This window comes from Bacillus sp. THAF10 (assembly GCF_009363695.1).
In the GTDB taxonomy this organism is placed as follows: domain Bacteria; phylum Bacillota; class Bacilli; order Bacillales; family Bacillaceae_I; genus Sutcliffiella_A.
Genome location: NZ_CP045403.1, coordinates 73879 through 96918, shown reverse-complemented (window position 1 = coordinate 96918; position 23040 = coordinate 73879). Strand labels below are relative to the sequence as shown.

General features: G+C 42.7%; 19 protein-coding genes, 2 tRNA genes and 1 rRNA gene. 2 read left to right on the top strand and 20 right to left on the bottom strand.

The window, feature by feature from the left end; translation table 11 throughout:
- Positions 1-129: 129 nt before the first annotated feature.
- The 20 genes from FIU87_RS00480 to spoIIE form a co-directional block, all read right to left on the bottom strand.
- A 16S ribosomal RNA gene (locus FIU87_RS00480) occupies positions 130-1682 on the bottom strand.
- Between the two features lie 374 nt (positions 1683-2056).
- A complete protein-coding gene (gene lysS, locus FIU87_RS00475; protein WP_152442806.1) occupies positions 2057-3547 on the bottom strand; it encodes a lysine--tRNA ligase in 1491 nt (496 codons plus the stop codon).
- 149 nt (positions 3548-3696) lie between these two features.
- Entirely contained in the window at positions 3697-4698 is a 1002-nt protein-coding gene (dusB, locus tag FIU87_RS00470) for a tRNA dihydrouridine synthase DusB (RefSeq protein ID WP_152442805.1), read from the bottom strand.
- Complete coding sequence (locus tag FIU87_RS00465) at positions 4698-4928, bottom strand: helix-turn-helix domain-containing protein (RefSeq protein ID WP_152442804.1); 231 nt, start codon at positions 4926-4928, stop codon at positions 4698-4700. The genes dusB and FIU87_RS00465 overlap by 1 nt, the downstream gene beginning before the upstream one ends.
- Positions 4880-5398 (bottom strand): 2-amino-4-hydroxy-6-hydroxymethyldihydropteridine diphosphokinase, encoded by a 519-nt coding sequence (folK, locus tag FIU87_RS00460; protein WP_152442803.1) that lies wholly within the window; start codon positions 5396-5398, stop codon positions 4880-4882. Before folK ends, FIU87_RS00465 begins: the two co-directional genes overlap by 49 nt.
- Positions 5395-5760 (bottom strand): dihydroneopterin aldolase, encoded by a 366-nt coding sequence (gene folB / locus FIU87_RS00455; protein ID WP_152442802.1) that lies wholly within the window; start codon positions 5758-5760, stop codon positions 5395-5397. Before folB ends, folK begins: the two co-directional genes overlap by 4 nt.
- Positions 5753-6607 (bottom strand): dihydropteroate synthase, encoded by an 855-nt coding sequence (folP, locus tag FIU87_RS00450; RefSeq protein WP_152442801.1) that lies wholly within the window; start codon positions 6605-6607, stop codon positions 5753-5755. The genes folB and folP overlap by 8 nt, the downstream gene beginning before the upstream one ends.
- A complete protein-coding gene (gene pabC, locus FIU87_RS00445) occupies positions 6579-7478 on the bottom strand; it encodes an aminodeoxychorismate lyase (RefSeq protein WP_152442800.1) in 900 nt (299 codons plus the stop codon). Before pabC ends, folP begins: the two co-directional genes overlap by 29 nt.
- 1 nt (position 7479) lies before the next feature.
- Positions 7480-8061: an aminodeoxychorismate/anthranilate synthase component II gene (gene pabA / locus FIU87_RS00440; RefSeq protein ID WP_152442799.1), complete on the bottom strand. Its 582-nt coding sequence runs from the start codon at positions 8059-8061 to the stop codon at positions 7480-7482.
- Positions 8058-9491 carry an anthranilate synthase component I family protein gene (locus FIU87_RS00435; RefSeq protein ID WP_152446356.1) on the bottom strand — a complete coding sequence of 478 codons (1434 nt, stop codon included), beginning with the start codon at positions 9489-9491 and terminating at the stop codon, positions 8058-8060. Before FIU87_RS00435 ends, pabA begins: the two co-directional genes overlap by 4 nt.
- Positions 9492-9585: 94 nt before the next feature.
- Positions 9586-10512, bottom strand: coding sequence for a cysteine synthase A (gene cysK, locus FIU87_RS00430; RefSeq protein ID WP_152442798.1), 927 nt, complete (start codon positions 10510-10512; stop codon positions 9586-9588).
- Between the two features lie 101 nt (positions 10513-10613).
- Complete coding sequence (locus FIU87_RS00425; protein WP_152442797.1) at positions 10614-11543, bottom strand: peptidyl-prolyl cis-trans isomerase; 930 nt, start codon at positions 11541-11543, stop codon at positions 10614-10616.
- A gap of 9 nt (positions 11544-11552) precedes the next feature.
- Positions 11553-12434 (bottom strand): Hsp33 family molecular chaperone HslO, encoded by an 882-nt coding sequence (hslO, locus tag FIU87_RS00420; RefSeq protein ID WP_152442796.1) that lies wholly within the window; start codon positions 12432-12434, stop codon positions 11553-11555.
- A 17-nt stretch (positions 12435-12451) separates the two neighbouring features.
- Positions 12452-13231 (bottom strand): type III pantothenate kinase, encoded by a 780-nt coding sequence (locus FIU87_RS00415; RefSeq protein WP_152442795.1) that lies wholly within the window; start codon positions 13229-13231, stop codon positions 12452-12454.
- A 394-nt stretch (positions 13232-13625) separates the two neighbouring features.
- Positions 13626-15557, bottom strand: coding sequence for an ATP-dependent zinc metalloprotease FtsH (ftsH, locus tag FIU87_RS00410; RefSeq protein WP_152442794.1), 1932 nt, complete (start codon positions 15555-15557; stop codon positions 13626-13628).
- Between the two features lie 84 nt (positions 15558-15641).
- The gene (gene hpt, locus FIU87_RS00405; RefSeq protein ID WP_152442793.1) at positions 15642-16190 is read right to left on the bottom strand and encodes a hypoxanthine phosphoribosyltransferase; all 549 of its coding nucleotides are present in this window, start codon (positions 16188-16190) and stop codon (positions 15642-15644) included.
- Complete coding sequence (gene tilS, locus FIU87_RS00400; RefSeq protein WP_152442792.1) at positions 16187-17605, bottom strand: tRNA lysidine(34) synthetase TilS; 1419 nt, start codon at positions 17603-17605, stop codon at positions 16187-16189. The genes hpt and tilS overlap by 4 nt, the downstream gene beginning before the upstream one ends.
- Positions 17606-17728: 123 nt before the next feature.
- Positions 17729-18763 (bottom strand): protein kinase domain-containing protein, encoded by a 1035-nt coding sequence (locus FIU87_RS00395; protein WP_152442791.1) that lies wholly within the window; start codon positions 18761-18763, stop codon positions 17729-17731.
- On the bottom strand, positions 18729-19466 hold the full coding sequence (locus tag FIU87_RS00390; protein WP_152442790.1) for a VWA domain-containing protein: 738 nt from the start codon (positions 19464-19466) through the stop codon (positions 18729-18731). Before FIU87_RS00390 ends, FIU87_RS00395 begins: the two co-directional genes overlap by 35 nt.
- A gap of 512 nt (positions 19467-19978) precedes the next feature.
- Positions 19979-22471, bottom strand: a complete 2493-nt coding sequence (gene spoIIE, locus FIU87_RS00385; RefSeq protein ID WP_152446355.1) for a stage II sporulation protein E — start codon at positions 22469-22471, stop codon at positions 19979-19981.
- Between the two features lie 333 nt (positions 22472-22804).
- Between spoIIE and FIU87_RS00380 the strand changes: the two genes are divergently transcribed.
- A tRNA-Met gene (locus FIU87_RS00380) sits at positions 22805-22881 on the top strand.
- A 10-nt stretch (positions 22882-22891) separates the two neighbouring features.
- Positions 22892-22963: transfer RNA gene (locus tag FIU87_RS00375), tRNA-Glu, on the top strand.
- The last annotated feature ends 77 nt before the right edge of the window (positions 22964-23040 follow it).

The following is a 23040-nucleotide window of genomic DNA, read 5'->3' as shown; positions in this document are numbered from 1 at the left end:
AATATCTTGATATTAGTTACATTATCTAGTTTTCAAGGAACAAATGAGACAAATCGTCAGATTTGCCATTCATAATTGAGAGAATGCTCTCTCAAAACTAAACAAAACAACAAGCGTCTTTATCCTTAGAAAGGAGGTGATCCAGCCGCACCTTCCGATACGGCTACCTTGTTACGACTTCACCCCAATCATCTGTCCCACCTTAGGCGGCTGGCTCCAAAAGGTTACCCCACCGACTTCGGGTGTTACAAACTCTCGTGGTGTGACGGGCGGTGTGTACAAGGCCCGGGAACGTATTCACCGCGGCATGCTGATCCGCGATTACTAGCGATTCCGGCTTCATGCAGGCGAGTTGCAGCCTGCAATCCGAACTGAGAACGGTTTTATGGGATTGGCTCGACCTCGCGGTTTTGCTGCCCTTTGTACCGTCCATTGTAGCACGTGTGTAGCCCAGGTCATAAGGGGCATGATGATTTGACGTCATCCCCACCTTCCTCCGGTTTGTCACCGGCAGTCACCTTAGAGTGCCCAACTGAATGCTGGCAACTAAGATCAAGGGTTGCGCTCGTTGCGGGACTTAACCCAACATCTCACGACACGAGCTGACGACAACCATGCACCACCTGTCACTCTGTCCCCCGAAGGGGAAGGCTCTATCTCTAGAGTGGTCAGAGGATGTCAAGACCTGGTAAGGTTCTTCGCGTTGCTTCGAATTAAACCACATGCTCCACCGCTTGTGCGGGCCCCCGTCAATTCCTTTGAGTTTCAGTCTTGCGACCGTACTCCCCAGGCGGAGTGCTTAATGCGTTAGCTGCAGCACTAAAGGGCGGAAACCCTCTAACACTTAGCACTCATCGTTTACGGCGTGGACTACCAGGGTATCTAATCCTGTTTGCTCCCCACGCTTTCGCGCCTCAGCGTCAGTTACAGACCAGAGAGTCGCCTTCGCCACTGGTGTTCCTCCACATCTCTACGCATTTCACCGCTACACGTGGAATTCCACTCTCCTCTTCTGCACTCAAGTTCCCCAGTTTCCAATGACCCTCCACGGTTGAGCCGTGGGCTTTCACATCAGACTTAAGAAACCGCCTGCGCGCGCTTTACGCCCAATAATTCCGGACAACGCTTGCCACCTACGTATTACCGCGGCTGCTGGCACGTAGTTAGCCGTGGCTTTCTGGTTAGGTACCGTCAAGGTGCGAGCAGTTACTCTCGCACTTGTTCTTCCCTAACAACAGAGCTTTACGACCCGAAGGCCTTCATCGCTCACGCGGCGTTGCTCCATCAGACTTTCGTCCATTGTGGAAGATTCCCTACTGCTGCCTCCCGTAGGAGTCTGGGCCGTGTCTCAGTCCCAGTGTGGCCGATCACCCTCTCAGGTCGGCTACGCATCGTCGCCTTGGTGAGCCGTTACCTCACCAACTAGCTAATGCGCCGCGGGCCCATCTGTAAGTGATAGCCGAAACCATCTTTCAACAAGAAACCAGGAGGTTTCTTGTATTATCCGGTATTAGCTCCGGTTTCCCGAAGTTATCCCAGTCTTACAGGCAGGTTGCCCACGTGTTACTCACCCGTCCGCCGCTAACTTCTATAAAAGCAAGCTTTTAAGAAGTTCGCTCGACTTGCATGTATTAGGCACGCCGCCAGCGTTCGTCCTGAGCCAGGATCAAACTCTCCAATAAAGAGTTTGAGCTGTTGCTCAAAATTTGTTGCTAGCTTGTTACTTAAATTCGTTCATGTTAACCCCGTAAGGTCAACGTGGACGCTGTTGTTTTGTTTAGTTTTCAAAGAGCATCTTGTCAAAAGAGCGACTTTATTATCTTACCAAAACCAAATGATTAAGTCAACATCTTTTTTCATGTTTTTTAAAACTGATGTGTTGTCGTTTGTGACAACGAATATTAATATACCACCCTCTGAAACTAAAGGCAATAGGTTTTTTCTATTATTTTAAGAAAGTGATAATGTTGTAATAGTCTTATAATTCTAAGAGAAGATACGAATGAAAAAACACGACCTCAGATTGTCCCCTGAGGTCGTGTTGTGGTGTTCCTTATTAACGATGTCTCATCTGTGGGAATAGTAGTACATCCCTAATAGATGGAGAGTTTGTTAAGAGCATTACTAGACGGTCGATACCGATACCGAGTCCGCCAGTTGGTGGCATTCCGTATTCTAGGGCTTCAATGAAGTCATGATCCATCTCATGCGCTTCGTCGTTTCCTTGTTCCTTTTCCACAAGCTGGGCTTCAAAGCGCTCTTTTTGATCGATTGGATCATTTAGCTCTGTGAAGGCATTAGCGTGCTCACGACCAACAATGAAGAGCTCAAAGCGATCTGTGAAGCGTGGATCTTCTGCGTTTTTCTTTGCAAGTGGAGAAATTTCCACAGGGTGACCATAGATAAAGGTCGGCTGTATCAACGTTTCTTCCACTTTTTGCTCGAAGAATTCATTAACAATATGACCAAATTGCATGTGTTCGGTTACGTCTACGCCATGTTCTTTTGCAAGAGCACGCGCTTCTTCGTCGGTCATTTGTTGCCAGAAATCGACACCCGTTGCTTCTTTTACCGCATCTACCATATGCAGTCTTTTCCATTGAGGTGTAAGATCAATTTCACTGTCTGCATATTGTACTTTTGTAGTGCCTAATACTTCTTGTGCGATGTGCGCAACAAGGTTTTCTGTTAGTGCCATGATATCCTTGTAATCAGCATAAGCTTCATATAACTCAATCATCGTAAATTCTGGGTTATGTCGCGTGGATACTCCTTCGTTACGGAAGACGCGGCCAATCTCATACACTTTCTCGAGACCACCAACAATTAGGCGCTTTAGGTGAAGCTCAATAGCAATACGCATATATAAAGTCATATCTAGTGTGTTGTGATGCGTAATAAATGGACGTGCAGATGCTCCGCCGGCAATGGAATGCATCATAGGCGTTTCCACTTCTAAATATCCGTGGTCATCTAGGTAGCGACGCATTGCTTGGATGATTCTTGAACGAGCAATAAATGTTTCTTTGCTTTCTGGATTGGTGATGAGATCTAGATAACGCTGACGATAGCGTTGTTCCACATCTTTTAAGCCGTGGTACTTTTCCGGTAGCGGACGTAGGGCTTTGGATAGCAATTCAAAGGACGTTGTTTTAATAGACAGCTCCCCTACTTTAGTTTTAAACACATAGCCTGTTACGCCAACGATATCTCCAATGTCGATAGAATTGAAAATTTCATATGCGTCATCTCCAACTGCATCTTTTCTAACGTACAATTGGATTTGTCCTGTTAGGTCTTGGATATGCGCGAATCCAGCTTTCCCTTTTCCGCGTTTGGTCATGATCCGACCAGCGAGGGTAACTTCGATTGGCTCTTCGTCTAATTGTTCTTTTTCAATTTCGCCATATTTAGCGATTAATTGTTTGGAATCAGCATTGCGCTCAAATCTTGCGCCAAATGGATCCAACCCTTTGTCGCGATGCTTTTGCATTTTTTCCCGTCTTACTAGCAACTGGTCATTGAGATTTAATTCTTCTTGACTCATTTTATATCAACTCCAACTGTGAATTTATCTACTGGTCTATGTAGAATCGTTTCTTTTATCTATCATATAGACTTTCCAACTAATAATAAAGCTAAAACTGCCAGCAATCACTTACTGGCAGTTTCATGGGGCTTCTTGCGTGTAAACCATTAGACTACTTGAGAATTCATTGCTTCTTTTTGTTCCATCTCTTCTACTAATTGATCAACCAGGGTAACAACGTCCAAACGGGTATTACACTCATTAATGGCATTGCGAGCCTTGGCATTTCCTCGAATTCCCTTCAGGTACCATGCAGCATGCTTCCTCATTTCCCGAACTGCCACATTTTCCCCCTTAAGGTCAATGAGACGGTCAAGGTGCAGCTTGCATACATCCATTTTTTCACGTACGGAAGGTTCTCCTACAAGTTCGCCGGTTTCAAGGTAATGAACGGTACGGTAAATCATCCACGGGTTTCCAAGGGCTGCGCGACCAATCATCACACCGTCTACACCAGTTTCATTTAGCATACGCTTTGCATCCTCTGGGGTTTGGACGTCTCCGTTACCGATTACTGGAATGTTAACGGACTCTTTTACACTCTTAATGATATTCCAGTCAGCATGACCTTCATACATTTGCACACGAGTACGTCCATGCAACGCTACAGCCTTACCTCCCGCACGCTCGACTGCTTGGGCGTTTTCAATAGCAAAGATGTGATCCTCATCCCATCCTGTACGCATTTTCACAGTAACCGGTTTGTCCACGGCATCTACAACCGCTGCTACCATTTCATAAATTTTATTTGGGTCTAAAAGCCATTTTGCCCCTGCGTCACATTTTGTGATTTTCGGAACTGGACAGCCCATATTGATGTCTATAATGTCTGCCGTGGTATTTTTATCGACAAATTTAGCCGCTTCTACAAGGGTGTCTTTTTCGCCACCAAAGATTTGCAGGCTTAATGGTTTTTCGCGTTCGTCAATGTAAAGCATGCCCATTGTTTTCGCGTTTTTATAAAGGATCGCTTTATCACTTACCATTTCCGCACATACTAGTCCCGCTCCGAACTCTTTGACTGTTAGGCGAAAGGCAGCATTACACACGCCTGCCATCGGCGCTAAGACAACTGGGTTTTTCATGGTGATATCGCCAATTTTCAGCATTAGTGTTTTACCTCCTCTCTAACTAAATCCGGTGGAGTGAGTTCTTCTACTGTGATGTTTAATTCTTTTGCAATCGATAGAATTAACTCATCATTGGGTAGCCGATTCCCCCGTTCTACTTCTCCTAATACAGAGACGGATATATGAAGATTCTTTGCAAATGATTCTTGGGTATATCCTTTTAGCTTTCGGTATGCCCGGATACGTCTTCCCCATTTTTCGGCTTCCATATGCGTACCCCTTCTCTTTCTTGTAGTGCAAGAAGTTCTTGTTCATTTATTTTTTCGGGTAGATCCTGTCTATCCGCAATCTCTAGTAATGGAATAAAAACAAAAGCCCGCTCCCACATACGTGGATGGGGGACAATAAGCTCTTCATTTTCAATATTTTCTTGGTTAAACAATAAAATGTCAAGGTCTAACGTTCGCGGACCCCAACGAATCACTCTTTTTCTGCCAAAGAATTGCTCCAGCCCCTGCAGAACCGTTAATAAATCAATAGCAGGGAGATCTGTTTTAACTTTAATTACCATATTCAAAAATTGATCCTGATCTGTGTAGCCCACCGGGTCTGTTTCGTAAATGGAAGACCTGGCAAGCAAAGAGATTTCGGCGTGTTGGTCTATTTCTCTAATGGCGTTCTCTAGGTAGGCGGCTCGGTCCCCTTGGTTAGATCCTAGAGCGATGTAGGCAACCTTCATTTCAATCGGCCTCTTGTAATCTCCACTGCTACTGATTCATAGTGACCAGGGATAGGTGGATCGGGTTTTATCACTTTAATGGTGCAGGTTTCAATGATAGAAAATCCACCGAGAACCTCCGCGGCAATTCTCTCGGCAACGGTTTCTACTAGTTTATAGGTTTCGCCCTCCACTACCTTTTTACAGGTATTATAGAGGTCTGCATAGTTCACAGATTGGGTAAGGTCATCGGATGTACCGGCTTTAGAAAGGTCCAACTCTATTTCTAAATCAACGATAAAACGTTGGCCAAGCTTTGTTTCTTCTGGAAAAACACCATGATAGCCATAAAACGTCATCTTGTTCACATAAATTTTATCGATAGGTACCCTCTCCTTTACTAAGCATGGCGTCCATCATTTTTGCCATGCGTGATATTTCTTTCACATCGTGTACACGAACAATCTGGCAGCCCTTTTGAATACCAAGACACACGGTCGCACCTGTGCCTTCCATTCTTTCCTCTGCAGGAAGATCTAAAACATGACCGATAAATCGTTTTCTAGATGTACCGAGTAACAAAGGATAGCCGAGTATGTGGAACTGGTCGAGTTCTCTCATCACCTCAAGATTATCCTCAAACGTTTTGGCAAAACCGATACCAGGATCTAAGATGATATTTTCATTCTTCACGCCGGCTTTTCTCACAAGTGAGATGCTTTCGTATAAATCAGCTATCATGTCAGGAATCAATTGCTGGTAATTTCGCTCTTCGCGGTTTTGCATTAACACAATCGGCACGCCAAGCTCTGCAGCAACACGCGGCATGGCCGGGTCACCCTTTGCACCCCAAACATCATTGATAATATGGGCTCCCGCCTTAATGGCTCTTCTTGCGACTTCCGCTTTATACGTATCAATGGAAATGGGTACGTTTACTTCTTTGGCAATCGCTTGGATGACTGGAATCACCCTCTCTAGCTCCTCAGACTCTGATACCTTTGTCGCACCAGGCCTGGTGGATTCGCCGCCAATGTCCAGAATGTCAGCACCCGCTTCGACTAGTTCCCGTGCCCGCTCCACCGCTTTTTCCGGCAAATTAAATTTCCCACCATCAGAAAATGAATCTGGGGTAACATTCAAGATGCCCATGATAAGCGTTTTTTCGCCAAGTGGGAGTTCATGGGGCCCACATGTTATTTTAGTTTGATATAAGTTGATATTTCCCATTTTTCTCTTCCACTCTCTTTACTTCCTGATAAGTAAGCAGCTGCTCACCTGTACTTTCTTCATATAAACGCTGCAACTTCTTTAACCATTGTGACTCTATTGAAAAAGCTTTGTTGGAAATGCTGCTGATTGGTACCAACTCCTGTGTGGAATTTGTAATGAAAACAGCATCCGCCGCTAATAGGTCTTCTTTTGCAAAAAAACCTATTTTAACCGTTAATCCAATCAGCTTTGCTAGATGAAGGACGAACTGTCGTGTAACTCCCTTTAAAATTCCTGTTTCGAAGGAAGGGGTATACAAGGTATCCTCTTTGATCCAAAAGACATTAGATACAAGTCCTTCCGCAATATAGCCCTCCGCTGTCAAAAAAATCCCTTCAACATCAGGCTTGCTTCCAAGCTCTCTTTTTCCTAAAAGGTTATTAAGATAGTGATGCGATTTTAGCCTGTATTCACCTTCAGGAGTATTGCGTCTGAGATTTAAAAATTCAGCTGTTTTTGCAGAGCCAGGCAATGGCGGAACGGGTCGTGTAAATAACAGGAGAGAGGGCTTGTCATATGTTTCTGTTGGCAAGCCCCAGTTGCTGATCCCCGCAGTTACATTTAAACGAATAATTCCTTCTTGTACCTTGTTATGTTTTAAGGCTTGTGTTACTAGATCTCGTAATTCTTGCTCCTCGTAATGCCAATCTATAAAAACGGACTGCAGTCCTTCTGTTAATCGTTGGAGATGATCTCTGAACAAAAACGGGACCCCGTTATACGTTCGGAAGGTTTCAAATAAGCCCACGCCATATAAAAATCCATGATCCATCACCGATACCTGAGTCTCTTCAATTGGCTTCCAGGCACCATCCTTATAGACAATCATGCTACACCTTCTTCTTAGAGTAAGTGTTGATAAAATTCCTCAGCAATTCTTTGCCTACAGAGGTCATGATGGATTCAGGGTGAAATTGAACACCTTCGATGGGAAGTTCCTTATGACGAATTGCCATGATTTCATCTTGATCTGTCCATGCTGTTATCTCAAAGCATTCCGGTAGGGTCTCTTTTTTAACAATAAGAGAATGATACCTCGTTGCCACAAAAGGATTATCCAGCGAGCCGAAAATTGTTTTTCCATCATGATGCATTTCTGAAGTTTTACCGTGCATTAATCTTTCTGCTCGTACTACGTCTCCGCCAAATACCTGTGCAATGGACTGGTGACCAAGGCAAACGCCAAAAATAGGCTTTTTTCCTGCAAAGTGTTCAATCACATCCAGGCTGATACCTGCTTCGTTTGGAGAGCAAGGCCCGGGTGAAATCATAATAAAATCCGGGTTAAGCTCTTCTATTTCCTTAATGGTTATTTCATCATTTCGTTTTACGATTAACTCTTCCCCTAGCTCACCTAGGTATTGTACTAAGTTGTACGTGAAAGAATCGTAGTTATCAATCATTAGTATCATACTCTCACCTCTGCTCGTTTTTTGTGCTCTTCTTCACTCAGCTCTTTTGCTTTCCATAGGGCTGCCGCTTTTTTCAAGGATTCCTTGTACTCGCGCTTTGGAACAGAGTCGATGACCACTCCTGCCCCAGCCTGCACATAAGCCATCCCGTCTTTTGCAATCATGGTTCTGATAGAGATGTTTAATTCCATCTCGCCATCATATCCAATCCACCCTATGGAACCAGTATAAACAGAACGGCGCACAGGCTCAAGTTCCTCGATGATTTCCATCGTCCGAACCTTAGGTGCACCCGTTATTGTTCCTCCCGGGAAGGTAGCCGCAATAATGGCTGCATTATCCTTATCAGGAGAAAGTTTCCCTTGTACATTCGAGACGATGTGCATGACATGGGAGTATTTTTCAATCACCATAAATTCATTTACTTCTACTGTTCCATACTGACAGACCCGGCCAAGGTCATTTCGCTCGAGGTCTACAAGCATCACATGCTCGGCCCGCTCTTTTTCATTGTCCATAAGCTCGTTGGCGAGCAGTTGATCTTCCTCATCATTGTTGCCCCGTGATCTTGTACCCGCTATCGGTCTCGTACTGACAACAGTCCCTTTTTTCTTTACCAAAAGCTCTGGGGACCCGCTGACGAGCTGGAACTCAGGAAAATGCAAATACCCCATGTACGGGGATGGGTTGATGTCACGGAGTGCCGTGTACACTTCCATCGGGTGTGTTAACAGAGGTTCTGCCTGTCTTACAGAAAGGTTCACTTGGAACACGTCCCCCTGCGCAATGTAGTGTTGCACTTTTTTTACCGCTTCATGAAAAGACTCTTCTGTTAACGAAACCTCTCGCTCTCTCGATGGGGTCCCATCATAATGATAAGGATAAACAGTAGCTTCCTTCCCAACTTCTGTCCATTGCTTTTGGTAAGCTTCTAATCGTAATCTGCCTTCTTCTTCCTGACCTTTTTCTACATGTACAATAAAAAACAGCACTTGCTCGTGTTTGTCATAGACGAATACATCATCAAACAACAAGAAATACAAGTCAGGTATCCCGAGGTCATCGTTTGCAAGCGCTGGGAGTTTTTCAATGTAGCGCACACAATCATAGGATAGGTACCCTACTGCACCGCCTGTGAAATCCGGAAATCCAGAAAGCTTTTCAGAAGACCGCTCAGCTAGTACCTCCTGTAAAAGAGTGAGGGGGTTTCCCTTTCTGATTTCAACAGATGCATCAGGATAGGATATTTCAAGCTCTTCCTCTTTACCTTTTAACGAAGCAATCGGATCAAGGCCGATAATATGATAGCGCCCACCTCGGCCGCTCTCTAATAAAATATGGCTGGGCTTGTCCTTTGCAAGCTCTTTATATTTTGCAAACCATTGATTTTCATTCATCTCTATTTTCAGACCAACAGGTACCTTTTGCATTCTTGCTGTCACGCTCCTACATTTACAATCTACCTCTATATTACATGAAACGAAAAAAGGAAAACAGAACTAAGTCTGTTTTCCTTAAGATAACCTATTCTTCAAATTGGTATAATGGAGTACTTAAATAACGTTCTCCATTACTTGGAATGATTGCAAGAACCTTTTTGCCTTTTCCGAGCTCCTTTGCTACCTGAAGCGCGGCAGAAATGGCAGCTCCTGAAGAAATCCCGCCAAGCAGCCCTTCTTGTCTTGCAGCAAGGCGTGCATATTCGAAAGCTTCTTCATTTTTGATAGTGATTACTTGATCGTATACCGTTGTATTTAAAATAGAAGGGACAAACCCCGCCCCAATTCCTTGAATTTTGTGAGGACCAGGCTTTCCTCCAGATAAAACAGGAGAGTCTGCCGGCTCAACTGCAACGATTTTAATGTCAGGATAGGCTTTTTTCAATACTTCTCCTGCACCGGTAATCGTGCCGCCCGTTCCGATACCAGAAATGAAAGCATCTAGACCATCTGGGAACTGTTCGACGATTTCTTTTCCGGTTGTATCTCGGTGGATTTTTGGGTTAGCCGGGTTATTAAATTGCTGCGGCATAAACAGGCCTTTTTCCTTTGCCAGTTCTTCTGCCTTTCTAATTGCACCGCCCATTCCCTCTGGTCCAGGTGTGAGAACCAGTTCCGCTCCATAGGCACGAAGGAGATTGCGACGCTCCATACTCATTGTTTCCGGCATAACGAGCAACGCTTTTAGCCCTTTAGCAGCTGCGATCATCGCAAGGCCGATACCCGTATTTCCACTCGTTGGCTCAACAAAGGTGTCGCCTTCCTTGAGCTTTCCTTCCTCTATCGCTGCTTCAATCATAGAAAGAGCGATACGGTCCTTTACACTGCTTCCAGGATTCATAAACTCTAGCTTTAAATAGACATCTGCCATATCTTCTTCTACCATTCGATTTAGCTTTACGACAGGAGTCTTTCCTACTAATTCATCAATAGAATTTGCAACACGTGTCATTTACCTTCCCCCAGTCTGCCAAAATTAAAACTTAGTATTCTTGTCGGATTAATCCAACTTTAACACCGCTTAATCTGAATTGTCAAATTATTCGTCTCTATCTACTCTGCAGATGATACATTCCACTCCACGCCAGCTTCCTCCCAAAATATCGAGGCATCCATCGATCCATCCATATGTTCGAGGGCGAGGTGTCGTCTGATTTGATCTTTTACATCCTCATAAGAGTATACGGTCCCTTCCACTTTTTCATGCAAATATAGCACTGCAAAACCTTCATCGACCTTCACTGGCTCACTCCAGGACTTTTCTTTAAGTTTTTTTGCTTCTGTTAAGTAAGCTTGTGGATACACCTGTGATTCATGCGTCAAAAAACCAATATCGCCACCTTGGTTAGCGGTAATCTCATCTGTTGAGACTTCCATTGCAAGTGAGGAGAAGTTGGAGCCATCTTTTAACTCTTTTATTACCGCCTTCGCAGCTTTCTCTTTTTCTAGTACAATGTGGGATAAATGATACGCATCCTCAAAAGTGTATAATGCTTTATTTTCTTCATAATAGCTTTTGAGTTGTTCTTCCGGAATCGTAACATCTTTGATCAGCAATTCCTCTAACAAAAGGCCAGAGCGAATTTGTTCCTTTATGAGCTCATCTGATGTATTGGTGTGTAGCGGCGATCTGCTGTACATCGTTTTAATCATCTTCCATTCCCGATCAACAGATTGATCAGACACTTCGACTTGATACTTTTTCGCCATTTGCTTGACTACTTCATTATTGATCATTTTCGTAAGCATTTCTTGTCCATACATACCTTCTAGCTCTTTTAGCATATCTTTTCTCGTTATCACCGTATCGCCTACCGATGCAAGGTGATTCGAATCTCCGTTCACAAAAGCACTTGCTTCGCTAGCTTCTTTTAACGAAAAGCCCTGCTTCACCACAATGGCTAAAGTCAAGCAGTTGATAATAACAAGGCCAAAAATAATGCGCCAAATCCACTCTTGCTTTAATCTCCTTTTTTGTTTCATTGGAGCCCCCTAATGTTTAAGTTGATCCCTCATTGCTTCAAGTTCCGCTTTGCTGAACATAAATGTAGCATTACAGAAATGGCAGTGAGTTTCTGCTTGTCCATCTTCTTCAATAATGTCGGTAATTTCATTTTCCCCAAGAGAGATAATTGCCTGTTCAAAACGTTCTTTGGAACATTTGCATTTAAACTCTATAGGCATCGTCTCTAAAAACTTAATATCCTCGCCACCTAGCACTTCTTCTAAGAGCTCTTCAGGTGTTAGTCCCTTTTCAATGAGCTTAGAAACTGGTGTCATGTTGGTGATTTTTTCTTCAATGATAGAAATGGTTTCATCCGATGTCCCCGGAAGAAGCTGAATGATAAATCCACCAGCTGCTAGGATACTGTTATCTGGATTCACCAATACTCCTACTCCAACCGCCGAAGGAATTTGTTCAGAAGAAACAAGATAATAGGTAAAGTCCTCTCCAAGCTCCCCTGAAACAAGCTGGGTTTGGCCGGAAAAATGTTCTCTTAATCCAAGGTCTTTTACAACGGATAGGGTTCCATTTGTACCTACTGCCCTCGCTACGTCCAGTTTCCCATGCTGATTTAAATCAAAATGAGTTTGTGGATTTGTTACATAGCCTCTGACATGTCCCTTTGCATCACTATCAACAAGGATGGCACCAATTGGCCCGCCGCCTTCAATTTTCACCGTTAATTTATTTTCTCCTTTTAACATGGCACCCATCATGACAGAAGCAGTCATTGCTCTCCCTAATGCTGCAGAAGCAGTAGGCCATGTCTGGTGCCTGCGTTGTGCCTCACTTACTGTATCTGTTGTTCGAATTGCATATGCTCTCACCTGGCCATCAAAAGCCAAGGCTTTCACAAGATAGTCTGACATTCGTACTTGCCCCTTTCTTAGACTCCATCCTCTTTCGTATTTTTCATATAGATTAAATGAAGACCTTTTAATGTTAAAAATGGATCAACTGTATCGATCACTTCTGACTCATTCCCGATAAGAGTAGCCAGGCCACCTGTTGCAATCACTTTCGGTGCTACCTTGCTTTGTTTCTTCATACGATTTACAATGCCCTCAACCTGACCAACATAACCGAAAAGAATTCCAGCCTGCATCGCACTGACTGTATTTTTTCCAATCACTCCATCTGGACGAGCAATTTCAATTCTAGGCAACTTGGATGCCCTAGAGTAAAGGGCTTCAGTAGAAATACTAATACCAGGCGCTATCGCACCGCCCATATATTGCTTATGTTCATTGATGTAGCAATACGTTGTTGCTGTCCCAAAATCAACGATAATTAATGGGCCACCGTACTGATGAATGCCTGCCACTGCATTGACAATTCGATCCGCGCCCACTTCTCTTGGGTTTTCATATTTTATGTTAAGACCCGTTTTTATTCCCGGCCCGACAATTAACGGTTTCAAATGAAAATATTTTTGGCACATTCTTTCTAATGAAAACATAATTGGCGGAACAACGGAGGAAATGATGATTCCTTCAAAGTCTTTGAAGCTAAGTCCCACATGTTCAAGCAGTGATTTGAAGATCATCCCAAATTCATCTTCGGTTTTATTGCGGCTTGTTTCGACACGCCAATGATGCTTTAATTCTTCTCCATCGTATACACCTATTACCGTGTTGGTATTTCCAACATCTAAAACAAATAACATCTACAATCCCCACCATGCTTTAAAATTAGTTTTATTATACTATATGGTAACCGTACAAACCCAATAGAAATTGTTAGTTTTCTAAGCTCTTTTCTAAAAGATGGTTGCTATTAACGATGAAAAAGTCAGCTTTAAGACTTTTTCTACTCTTTAAGGAAGGCTCTTTTCTTAATGATTGTTGCCTTTAACCAGAGAAGTGTAGGCTTTAGGACTTCTTCCAATCTGAAGGTAAGCTAAATTGCCACACATTTATATCTCCTCTCTTCGAAAAGAGAAACAACCTTTTTCTATTATTGCTCGGGAAATTTCGACACGGTTGGTCATATCCCATTCTTATCATTATTTTACTGGATAAAAAGAAAAGATGCCTGAGTTTCCCCAGGCATCTTTTTAGTTATTCCGGTTTTTTATCGTCAGATTCTGGTTTATCAGAGTCTTTTTTCGAGTTGATGTTTACTTTCACATCGTCTCCACCATCTGTTTTCAAAGGTAGCTCTGGTAGCTTCCCATGCTCATAAAGGTTTTTGATTTGATCTGCATCCAATGTTTCCACTTCAAGTAATGTTTTTGCAACGAGCTCCAGTTTATCACGATTTTCCGTAAGAATCTGTTTTGCACGCGCATAGGATTCTTTAATGATGCGTTGGATTTCTGTATCAATGTCGTGAGCAATCGCATCACTGTAGTTTTGCTCATTTTGAATGTCTCGACCGAGGAATACTTGGCCTCCTGATGCTTGACCAAATTGAAGCGGTCCAAGCTTTTCGCTCATTCCGTATTCAGTCACCATCTTGCGGGCAATTCCTGTTGCGCGCTGGAAGTCGTTATGTGCGCCAGTACTCGCTTCTCCAAACGTAATTTCCTCCGCAACACGGCCTCCTAAAAGACCAGTGATCTTATCAAGCAATTCTGGTTTTGTCATGAAGTAACGGTCTTCTTTTGGAAGCATTACCGCATATCCACCAGCCTGGCCACGTGGTACGATGGTAACCTTATGTACCATATCCGCTTCATCTAGGACAACACCAATAATGGTATGACCCGCTTCATGGTACGCCACAATATTACGTTCTTTTTGCGAGATGACTCTGCTCTTTTTCGCAGGTCCCGCAATGACACGGTCAATGGCTTCATCAATATCGAGCATATCAATGCGCTTTTTGTCCTGTCTAGCCGCGACAAGAGCTGCTTCATTTAACAGGTTTTCAAGGTCGGCACCAGAGAATCCTGGTGTGCGCATCGCGATGGTTTTCATGTTGATATTTTCATCAAGCGGTTTGTTTCTTGCATGTACTTTAAGCACTGCTTCACGACCTTTTAAGTCAGGACGATCCACGGTAATTTGACGATCAAAACGGCCTGGTCTTAACAATGCCGGGTCAAGAATGTCCGGTCTGTTTGTCGCTGCAACGATGATAATACCTTCATTTGCACCGAATCCGTCCATCTCCACAAGCAATTGGTTAAGGGTTTGTTCACGCTCATCATGTCCACCGCCAAGGCCAGCGCCACGCTGACGTCCAACGGCATCAATTTCATCGATAAAAATGATACATGGAGCATTCTTTTTTGCATTTTCAAACAAGTCACGTACACGGGATGCACCGACCCCGACAAACATTTCCACAAAGTCTGAACCACTGATAGAGAAGAATGGTACACCAGCTTCCCCAGCTACCGCTCTTGCAAGCAAGGTTTTACCAGTACCAGGAGGTCCAACAAGCAGAACTCCTTTTGGAATGCGAGCACCAAGCTCAGAGAATTTGCGTGGATCCTTTAAGAATTCCACAACCTCCACAAGCTCTTGCTTTTCTTCATCCGCACCAGCTACATCCTTGAACTTCACCTTTTTCTTTTCTTCACTATAAAGCTTCGCCTTACTTTTACCAAAGTTCATCACACGACTACCGCCGCCTTGCGCTTGGTTGAGCAAGAAGAAGAATAAAATAAAGATGATGACAAACGGAATGATGGAAGTAAAGAAGGTTACCCAACCACTTGTTTCTTCCGCTTCTTTTACTGTCATTGGTATATCTTGTTCATCAGACACGTTTTCTACACGCTCTAACGCACTTGCGCTGTTTGGGAATATCGCTACGAATGATTCCCCTTCTTTCGCACCAACAAGGGTACCGCGCGCTTCATATACAGAACGGGTAGGCTGAATCGTAAATTTCTCTACCTCGCTGCTTTCAAGTTTTTGGATGAATGTATTGTAAGTAATCGGTTCTTCTTTCGGATTAGGGTTATTAAAGAAGCTGACAACACCGATAACCACTAAAAATATTAATAAATAAAAGATGGTATTTCGAAATATTCTGTTCATCCCTTACCTCCTCCCACAATAGACAAACTAAACCAATAGTAACATAGTAAATTAATCCAATTCAAGGAATCTGTGTTGGGTTGCTTACTCTTCCACATTTGTATAAATTCTTGGCTTTAACACACCAATGTAAGGTAGATTGCGGTATCTTTCTGCAAAATCAAGACCGTATCCAACCACAAACTCATCGGGTACAATAAAACCAACATAATCAGCAGTGATATCCGCTTTTCTTCCGCTTGGCTTGTCAAGAAGCGTAACGATTTTAATTGTTTTAGCTTTACGGTAGCGGAACAGTTCCACAAGGTAACTTAGTGTTAAACCACTATCAATAATATCTTCAATAATTAAGATGTCTCTTCCTTCTACAGACGTATCTAAATCTTTTAGAATTTTTACTTCTCCAGAGGAAACAGTGGAATTTCCATAGCTTGAAACATCCATAAAATCCATTTCTAAGTATGTATCCATTCGCTTAATCAAATCACCCATAAATGGCATGGCACCTTTTAGTACACCAATTGCCAAAGGAAAACGATCTTTGTAATCTTCTGTTAATCTTGCACCAAGTTCTCTAACCTTTGCTTGTAGTTCTTCTTCTGAAAAGAGTACTTTTTCGATATCTTTGTTCATTTCTTTGTTGCCTCCCAGACTTTTTGACTCATCATGCATGTTAATACTAAAACAGGACCCATCGTTTCCTCTGTAACCTCATAAGATGAACGTGTAAGCATTGGAACCCACAAAATTTCGTTAGTAGCATCTGTTACTAGTGGCCAACTATCCCTTTTCGTTCGAGGGATTTTGTCATCAATGAAAATACGTGATAATTTTTTTGAACCCTTAGTTCCCTTGAGCCTCACCTTATCTCCTTCTGCTCTTGTCCTAATGATAAGAGGAAGGGTGACATTGGCAAGATCAATTGCGGCTTGGTTTCTTTTTAAGTCAGACATCTTATAGTGTGTCCAAATCTCGCTTTTGATAACGGCCCCAGTTGGCAATTTTACTTCCCCAGGTGCACTTAGCACGTATTCGTACGCTTTTGGCTCTGACCTATTAAATGCCAATGTACATTCATCATAAGATCTGAGAACCTGTAAACCTGAAGGGAAATCCAACTTTCCAGAAGGGTGTTCACTTTCCAATAAGGATAATAAATTATCAATATGTATAGAGGAAAGAGATGGAGGAATTTCATTATTATAGAGATAGTTTAATATTAGTTGAATCCCTCTTCTTTGTAAAGGTTTAGCCATTAAAAGCAACGGCTTTCTCATGAAAACGATAGCGGAATCCGTTTTGCTTTTAATAACTTTATTCCATTCCTCTTGTGTTAATGCTTGTAAATAAGTTTCATCTTCATGGAGTTGCTCGCTAAAGGATTGGAATTTCTCATGAAGATTTGGGAATTCTTCTTTTAACAACGGAAGAACCCGATGTCGCAGACGATTTCTGCGGTATAGGTCTTTATCATTGCTAGGATCGTGCCTATATGGGACATCATGGTTCTCTAGATACGTGAAAATCTCCTCTTTTGTTACAGAAAGTAAGGGCCTTATAATCACACCCTGACCAAAATCCCGCTTTGGCAAAATGCCAGCATACCCTTTCATTGAGGAACCCCTGCCAAGCCTCATCATGATGGTCTCGATTTGATCATCTGCATGATGCCCAAGTGCTAAGATATCTGCTTCATATTTACCCATAACATTTTGATAAAAAACATATCGACACTCTCTAGCTGCTACTTGCGCGCTAAGCTTATGCTCTATTTGATAGCGAGAGACATCCACTTGAACTCCCTCAAAAAGCAAGCCTCTTTCTAAACATTGCTCCCGAACGAAATCCAGTTCTTGCTTTGACTGTTCTCCTCTGAACATATGATCCATATGTGCGCCGATAAGTGTTAAGTTCTTGGTGTTTTTCAAGGAATGTAAATAATGGAGTAAGCTCATGGAATCGGCACCACCGCTTACCCCGATCACGATCGTTGAATTATCAGGCAGCAACTTTTTTTCTTCTATAAATGCAGCAACTTTTCCCCACATATCGTTCTCATTCCTTTAATCTACACGTATATTTTCTATCTTATCCTACCATTTGCATACTTTCCCTGCAAAAATAGATGCTTGAGGAGGTTGTGGAAAATACACCCACCTTCTACCCAAAGTTTACATCATTTGACCATATAAATAGAAAAAATAAGCGAAAAGAACAATCGATAATAAAACAGCTGTTTCCATCCATCCCTTTTTACTAGAAGCGGAAGGAGTGTTCGTTGCAACAGAAGCTTGGTGATGTTTCAGACTGCCTTTCCCTTTAACAGACTGGGTTTTCTTTGCTGAATTAGGTGCTGCAGCCTTCGTTGTGCTAGTGGTAGCGCCTGATTTTTTCTGACTCATGTGCGAAAGCATTTCTTTTTTCATGGTCTCTGCAGAAGGGTAGCGACCGGTAAGAGCTTGAACCAATACCGGTTCATATTGCATTAACCAGCTGTTCTTTCGGATATATCCCCTCAGTTGCTCTAGCCCGTGCTGCCCATTTTTCTGAAATTGCTTTGGATAGCAAATATGAATCATGATCATCGCAACAGCAAACAAATCGTAAGCGCTGTCTGCCTTACGAGAACCGAGCCCCCAATAGCCTCTGTCAAAGAACTCGGTGAATTCCTTTATAGCGCGTCCATTCAGTGTGGTTCCTCCAACATCCAATAACCTTATTTTTGGAGGAGAGGAAGTAACAATTAAATTATCCGGCTTTAGATCTCCAAAGACCCACCCTTCGTTGTGTAAGGTTTGCAGGTCGGTTAACAATTGCAAGATGAGAATTCCTGCCCATTCCATGCCTCTTTTTTGCAGAAAAATGTGGAGGGATTCTCCCTCTAAATATTCCATCACATAAAAGGAGTATGTCTTGTTGGTACCTTTCATTTCCCAATCATCCACATCTAACAAAGAAGGCCCTAGGGAGAACCCTTGGACCTTTGAAAAGTGACGCAGAACATTCACTTCGGACGTGATGGACGTACTGTTCTCACTAATTTTTAAAGCAGCAAAGCCCTTTGGACCTTTTGTTAAATAGACATACCCTGTTGCGCCATAGCCAAGCGTTTTCCACACTGTATAGCTTTGGTTATGCCATTTACCAAGTAGGACAGTCCCTTTTGGAAGATTAGCCACCGAATTCTTCATCGAATTGTTCATCATCGGAAATCATGCTCCTTAAGGCTCGCGTTTCTTTAAAATATGGAATAGCTTCTTGCAGCGCTGGTCCAGTAGGCGTAATACCTCCCGTTGTCAATTTAGGGAAGATGGAGGACAACGACTCAAGCTTTGGCGTCCAATCCAAAATCTTCTCTACTTCCTGACGTTTCCCCGGGAAAACAAAGGCAGAAAATAGATTATCTCCCATTCTTGCATTTAAGCTTAAGGCTAAATCTAATAATGCTTCCTTCACAGTAGGAAGCTTAGATTTCATACTTGCACTAGTATCTACAAGAATTAGCACATGTAGGGCAACGGTCTCCCCTAGCTCATCCACCACTTCCATTACCTCGCCACGCTTTTCAGGTGGAAGATCCTCCATGGAGGTTTCAGAGCCTAAAATTTGCTGAAGCTCTTTATTGATAACCCCTTGTAAGGTTTGGGTCATTGCCTTTCTTGTGACCATTTGCACGGTTTGAGATAAATTTTTTGCATATACAACCTGGCTTACCCCACCGCCAGACATCGCAATGCCATCAATCTCACTCATGCCTTTTTCATCTATGGTATCTTGATCCATTACCCCAATGACATTAACAGTAATATCCTGCTCCTTGGCCAATGCTGCCATTGCAATGGGATCTTCCCCAGAGTTGGAACACCCATCCGTAATTAATAGAATTTGCTTTAACGTTCCTTTATACACGTTTTGTCCCCTCCTAATGCGTATAGTAACATTAGCCATCATGGACGAGATGGGGAGAAAATATACCTTTTTCAAACCAACTAGCTTATGTATTTACTAGACTTTTTTCTTCATAATTGTTGCGTTTAGCCAGGAAAAAGTCGCTTTAGGACTTTGCCACATATATATCTCCCTCTTTGAAAAGAGCACGACAGCCACATCGTTTACGGGATTCTTTAACATACGTAGCAGCAACAAAGATTGCGAAAACAGCCATTTACTATTTTTTATGTATTCAAGAGGGGGGTGGGGTGGGGAAAACGCCGAAATGGGGATTTATCTGCTAAAAATAATCTGGAGATACTAACATGATATCAGCCAAAACGGCCTATTTATCGGACAGGGTACAAATTTATTGGTTTTTCAACAGGGGACCACGAACTGCCGGGTCCCCCCTGGCCTTTCCTTTAACAATGAACTCGGATGCGGACAGATTTACTTTTTTCACGTTTAAAAGGAACATGTTTACCATATTAAAGCGCCTCCTTCATCCGTTGCGGATTTTTTGATAGATAGTGATAGGCAGGAATGGCTGCCCATTTTGGAATATTTCTCTCTATTTTTGCGACCACGACCGTCATGTCATCCTGAATTTGTCCTGATCTTGTACGGATAACCTCCTCCATAATTAAATCGGCCATCTCTTGCGGATCATCTGTTCTGATTTCGGATACTTTGCGCTTCATCCATAAATCATAGTTTTCTACGTGCTTAGGTCCTTCAAAAATTCCGTCGCTCATCATAATCAGCAAATCTCCAGCCTTTAACTGGGAACTAACGACGTCCACATCGAACTCTTGAATGATGCCCATTGGTAGATTACTAGCTTCAATCTTGATAATCTTTTCTCCCCTTTTTATAAAACTAGGGGTAGACCCGACCTTCAAAAATTTCGCGGATGCATCCTGCAAATCAATCATCGCCAGATCTAATGTTGTAAAAATTTCATCTGTCGTTCGTAAGGAAAGCACCGAATTGACAGATTTGATGGCAACCTTCTCCCGGATGCCAGATTGTAAAATTTCTTGGAGCAGACGCAAAGTTTCTTTGCTCTCGTAATGCGCACGCTCTCCATTACCCATGCCATCACTAATGGCAATGGCATATTTACCATGACCCAATTCTATGGTGGAATAACTATCACCTGAAATCAGCCCTCCTCCTTTTGCAGCATGAGCTACGCCAGTTTCCACTACAAACGCTTTCGCAGACCCAAAAGATACGTGACAGTACCCATTGTTGTCTGTATTGCACTCCTCTTTTTTCACAATAATATTTTCATGCAATATATCTGAAAGCATTGGGGCGATCAGCTTTTCGCATTCTCCCCGCCCTTCGCAGTATGGAACGGTCATTTCAATGTCCACATTCCCCTGCTCAACGCTGTATATTTCCACTTGCTCAATTTCAATCCCAAATGCACTGAGAGCATCTAAAATCTGCTCTTCCTGCACATAATGATTTTCGCGCTCACGCTGAATTTCTCTAGCAAAATCCTCCATTACTTGTGAAACTCCTAATAATTGATCAGCTACCAACCTCCTACTCTCCATTAATTGGCGTTTTAATTTTTCATTCGCGTGGAACTGGGCTAATTCGTTTTTGATAACCGACCTTACTTTTTCGGATTTTACGCAATGTCGATCCCACTCCTTTTTTAATTTGACATTTAGATTGATGGTGCCCTCTTCTGTATCTGCCATTAAATGTGTCATGTAATCATAGGTTTTTTGGAAGTTTTGCGTCCAGCACTGCTCCTTTTTGAAGCAATTTTGACATGTCTTCTCTGTCACATTGCTTAAGAATAGGTCCACTTCTTTCTCAGAGTCTGGATGCTCAGCTTGAAATTTGGAAAAACTGTTGGACAGAGCTTGGAATACATGGGAAAACTGCTCTACTCTATTTGCGGTAACATCGCGCACTTTTCTCATATATTGTTGCTGCTCTGCGTTATATTCAGCTGTTCCAGGAATATATTTAGCGAGATTTGAAATTGCCTTTTGTGGTGTAATTAAAAATATAGCAACGGCTACCATCGATTCCATAATGGTAGGCACAAGTAGCGTCATCCCCTCCCCATAAATGCCAATCAATAAGGTTCCTAGAAGTAATCCCACCGATACGCCCAGCTTGTTGCCTTCTCGTAACAGCCCACCTAATAACCCAGCAAAGGCCAGTAAGCTCATTTGATATAGATTAGATACCGTTGCCAGGCTGAGGATTAAGCCTGTTACCACTCCCACAGTGGAGCCAATGGTCGCTCCGGCAATAAAAGCAAAGAGAAGTACTAAATACCTCGACATAATATGTTCGATACTCATATCGTAAATTGCCCAACCTATCGTGCCTGTTAACACAGAGGCAAGCAAAATGATAAGACAAATGATTTCTTCTGTTTTATAGGACTGCCGCTTTTTTCTGCCGGTAATTAACGGAATGCTTTGGAAGAAGATGAGGGTGAGAATAAAGCCGAGCCCTGCCTCTACTCCGATCATCAGCCAGTCATACGTGACAATCCCGGTTGTAAAATACAGCATCGTAGTTTTTGAGAGAAATGCCGAGATGAACACGAGAAACGGTAGGGACTTAATGGGTTCCACCTTAAGTGCTTGGGCCCATTTGAATAGAAGCATGAACAGAATCATTCCACCCAAAATATAAATGCCTGTCATGGCTGAAACAGTGACCGATCCCCCAAGCAGCGCAATTAAAGTTAACCCTGCCCGCTTTTTCTTCATAAAATAGACTGCTGCAAAAAATGGTAAAGCAAATGGGGTAATTTCATTTAGAATTAATGCTCGTCCTAACAAAAATCCGATAAACACTAGCAAAAATCCTTGATGAAATAAAATAGAGGAAAGCTTCGTTTTGGTAAGATGTACTGACCTCATCATGGAACCTCTGAGTTTCCTCAGATGATCATTTGCTTGTACAACTGGTTCAGCTTCTCTTTCAAGACCCTGCATCATATCCACTCCCAAATATTATCTATTGGGGTCATTATACAAGCTGAAAAGAAAAACTTTTGTCAAACGAACAAATGAAAAAGACTGAAAAGTTCGACTTTTTACATGAAAAAGACGGAAAAGCTGTCACGAAACCATCCCATCTGTCATTCACTTCCATCATTATTTGTTAATTTGTAAGATAATAGCTAGATAAATGTTCTAATTTTTCTTACATTTTATTATTCTATTGACATATGCAGGATAAGTTAGTATTATAACTCTTGTGTCTTCTAGCAGAAGAAGGGACATACTTCAACCTTATAACGCCTACAATGGGGCGTAGATTAACATGGCGGTGTAGCTCAGCTGGCTAGAGCGTACGGTTCATACCCGTGAGGTCGGGGGTTCGATCCCCTCCGCCGCTACCATATTTTATTTGGCCCGTTGGTCAAGCGGTTAAGACACCGCCCTTTCACGGCGGTAACACGGGTTCGAATCCCGTACGGGTCATTCATATAAAAACTGTCAGTGCTTATGCGCTGGCAGTTTTTTTTCGTTCTAAAAGTAACAAAAAAACACGCCCCACA

What these genes read in the sequence shown, in the direction of transcription:
- lysS (WP_152442806.1), bottom strand. Translation starts at nt 3,547, where the DNA reads ATGAGTCAAGAAGAATTAAATCTCAATGACCAGTTGCTAGTAAGACGG.
- dusB (WP_152442805.1), bottom strand. Translation starts at nt 4,698, where the DNA reads ATGCTGAAAATTGGCGATATCACCATGAAAAACCCAGTTGTCTTAGCG.
- FIU87_RS00465 (WP_152442804.1), bottom strand. Translation starts at nt 4,928, where the DNA reads ATGGAAGCCGAAAAATGGGGAAGACGTATCCGGGCATACCGAAAGCTA.
- folK (WP_152442803.1), bottom strand. Translation starts at nt 5,398, where the DNA reads ATGAAGGTTGCCTACATCGCTCTAGGATCTAACCAAGGGGACCGAGCC.
- folP (WP_152442801.1), bottom strand. Translation starts at nt 6,607, where the DNA reads ATGGGAAATATCAACTTATATCAAACTAAAATAACATGTGGGCCCCAT.
- pabC (WP_152442800.1), bottom strand. Translation starts at nt 7,478, where the DNA reads ATGATTGTCTATAAGGATGGTGCCTGGAAGCCAATTGAAGAGACTCAG.
- pabA (WP_152442799.1), bottom strand. Translation starts at nt 8,061, where the DNA reads ATGATACTAATGATTGATAACTACGATTCTTTCACGTACAACTTAGTA.
- FIU87_RS00435 (WP_152446356.1), bottom strand. Translation starts at nt 9,491, where the DNA reads ATGCAAAAGGTACCTGTTGGTCTGAAAATAGAGATGAATGAAAATCAA.
- cysK (WP_152442798.1), bottom strand. Translation starts at nt 10,512, where the DNA reads ATGACACGTGTTGCAAATTCTATTGATGAATTAGTAGGAAAGACTCCT.
- FIU87_RS00425 (WP_152442797.1), bottom strand. Translation starts at nt 11,543, where the DNA reads ATGAAACAAAAAAGGAGATTAAAGCAAGAGTGGATTTGGCGCATTATT.
- hslO (WP_152442796.1), bottom strand. Translation starts at nt 12,434, where the DNA reads ATGTCAGACTATCTTGTGAAAGCCTTGGCTTTTGATGGCCAGGTGAGA.
- FIU87_RS00415 (WP_152442795.1), bottom strand. Translation starts at nt 13,231, where the DNA reads ATGTTATTTGTTTTAGATGTTGGAAATACCAACACGGTAATAGGTGTA.
- ftsH (WP_152442794.1), bottom strand. Translation starts at nt 15,557, where the DNA reads ATGAACAGAATATTTCGAAATACCATCTTTTATTTATTAATATTTTTA.
- hpt (WP_152442793.1), bottom strand. Translation starts at nt 16,190, where the DNA reads ATGAACAAAGATATCGAAAAAGTACTCTTTTCAGAAGAAGAACTACAA.
- tilS (WP_152442792.1), bottom strand. Translation starts at nt 17,605, where the DNA reads ATGTGGGGAAAAGTTGCTGCATTTATAGAAGAAAAAAAGTTGCTGCCT.
- FIU87_RS00395 (WP_152442791.1), bottom strand. Translation starts at nt 18,763, where the DNA reads ATGATGAACAATTCGATGAAGAATTCGGTGGCTAATCTTCCAAAAGGG.
- spoIIE (WP_152446355.1), bottom strand. Translation starts at nt 22,471, where the DNA reads ATGCAGGGTCTTGAAAGAGAAGCTGAACCAGTTGTACAAGCAAATGAT.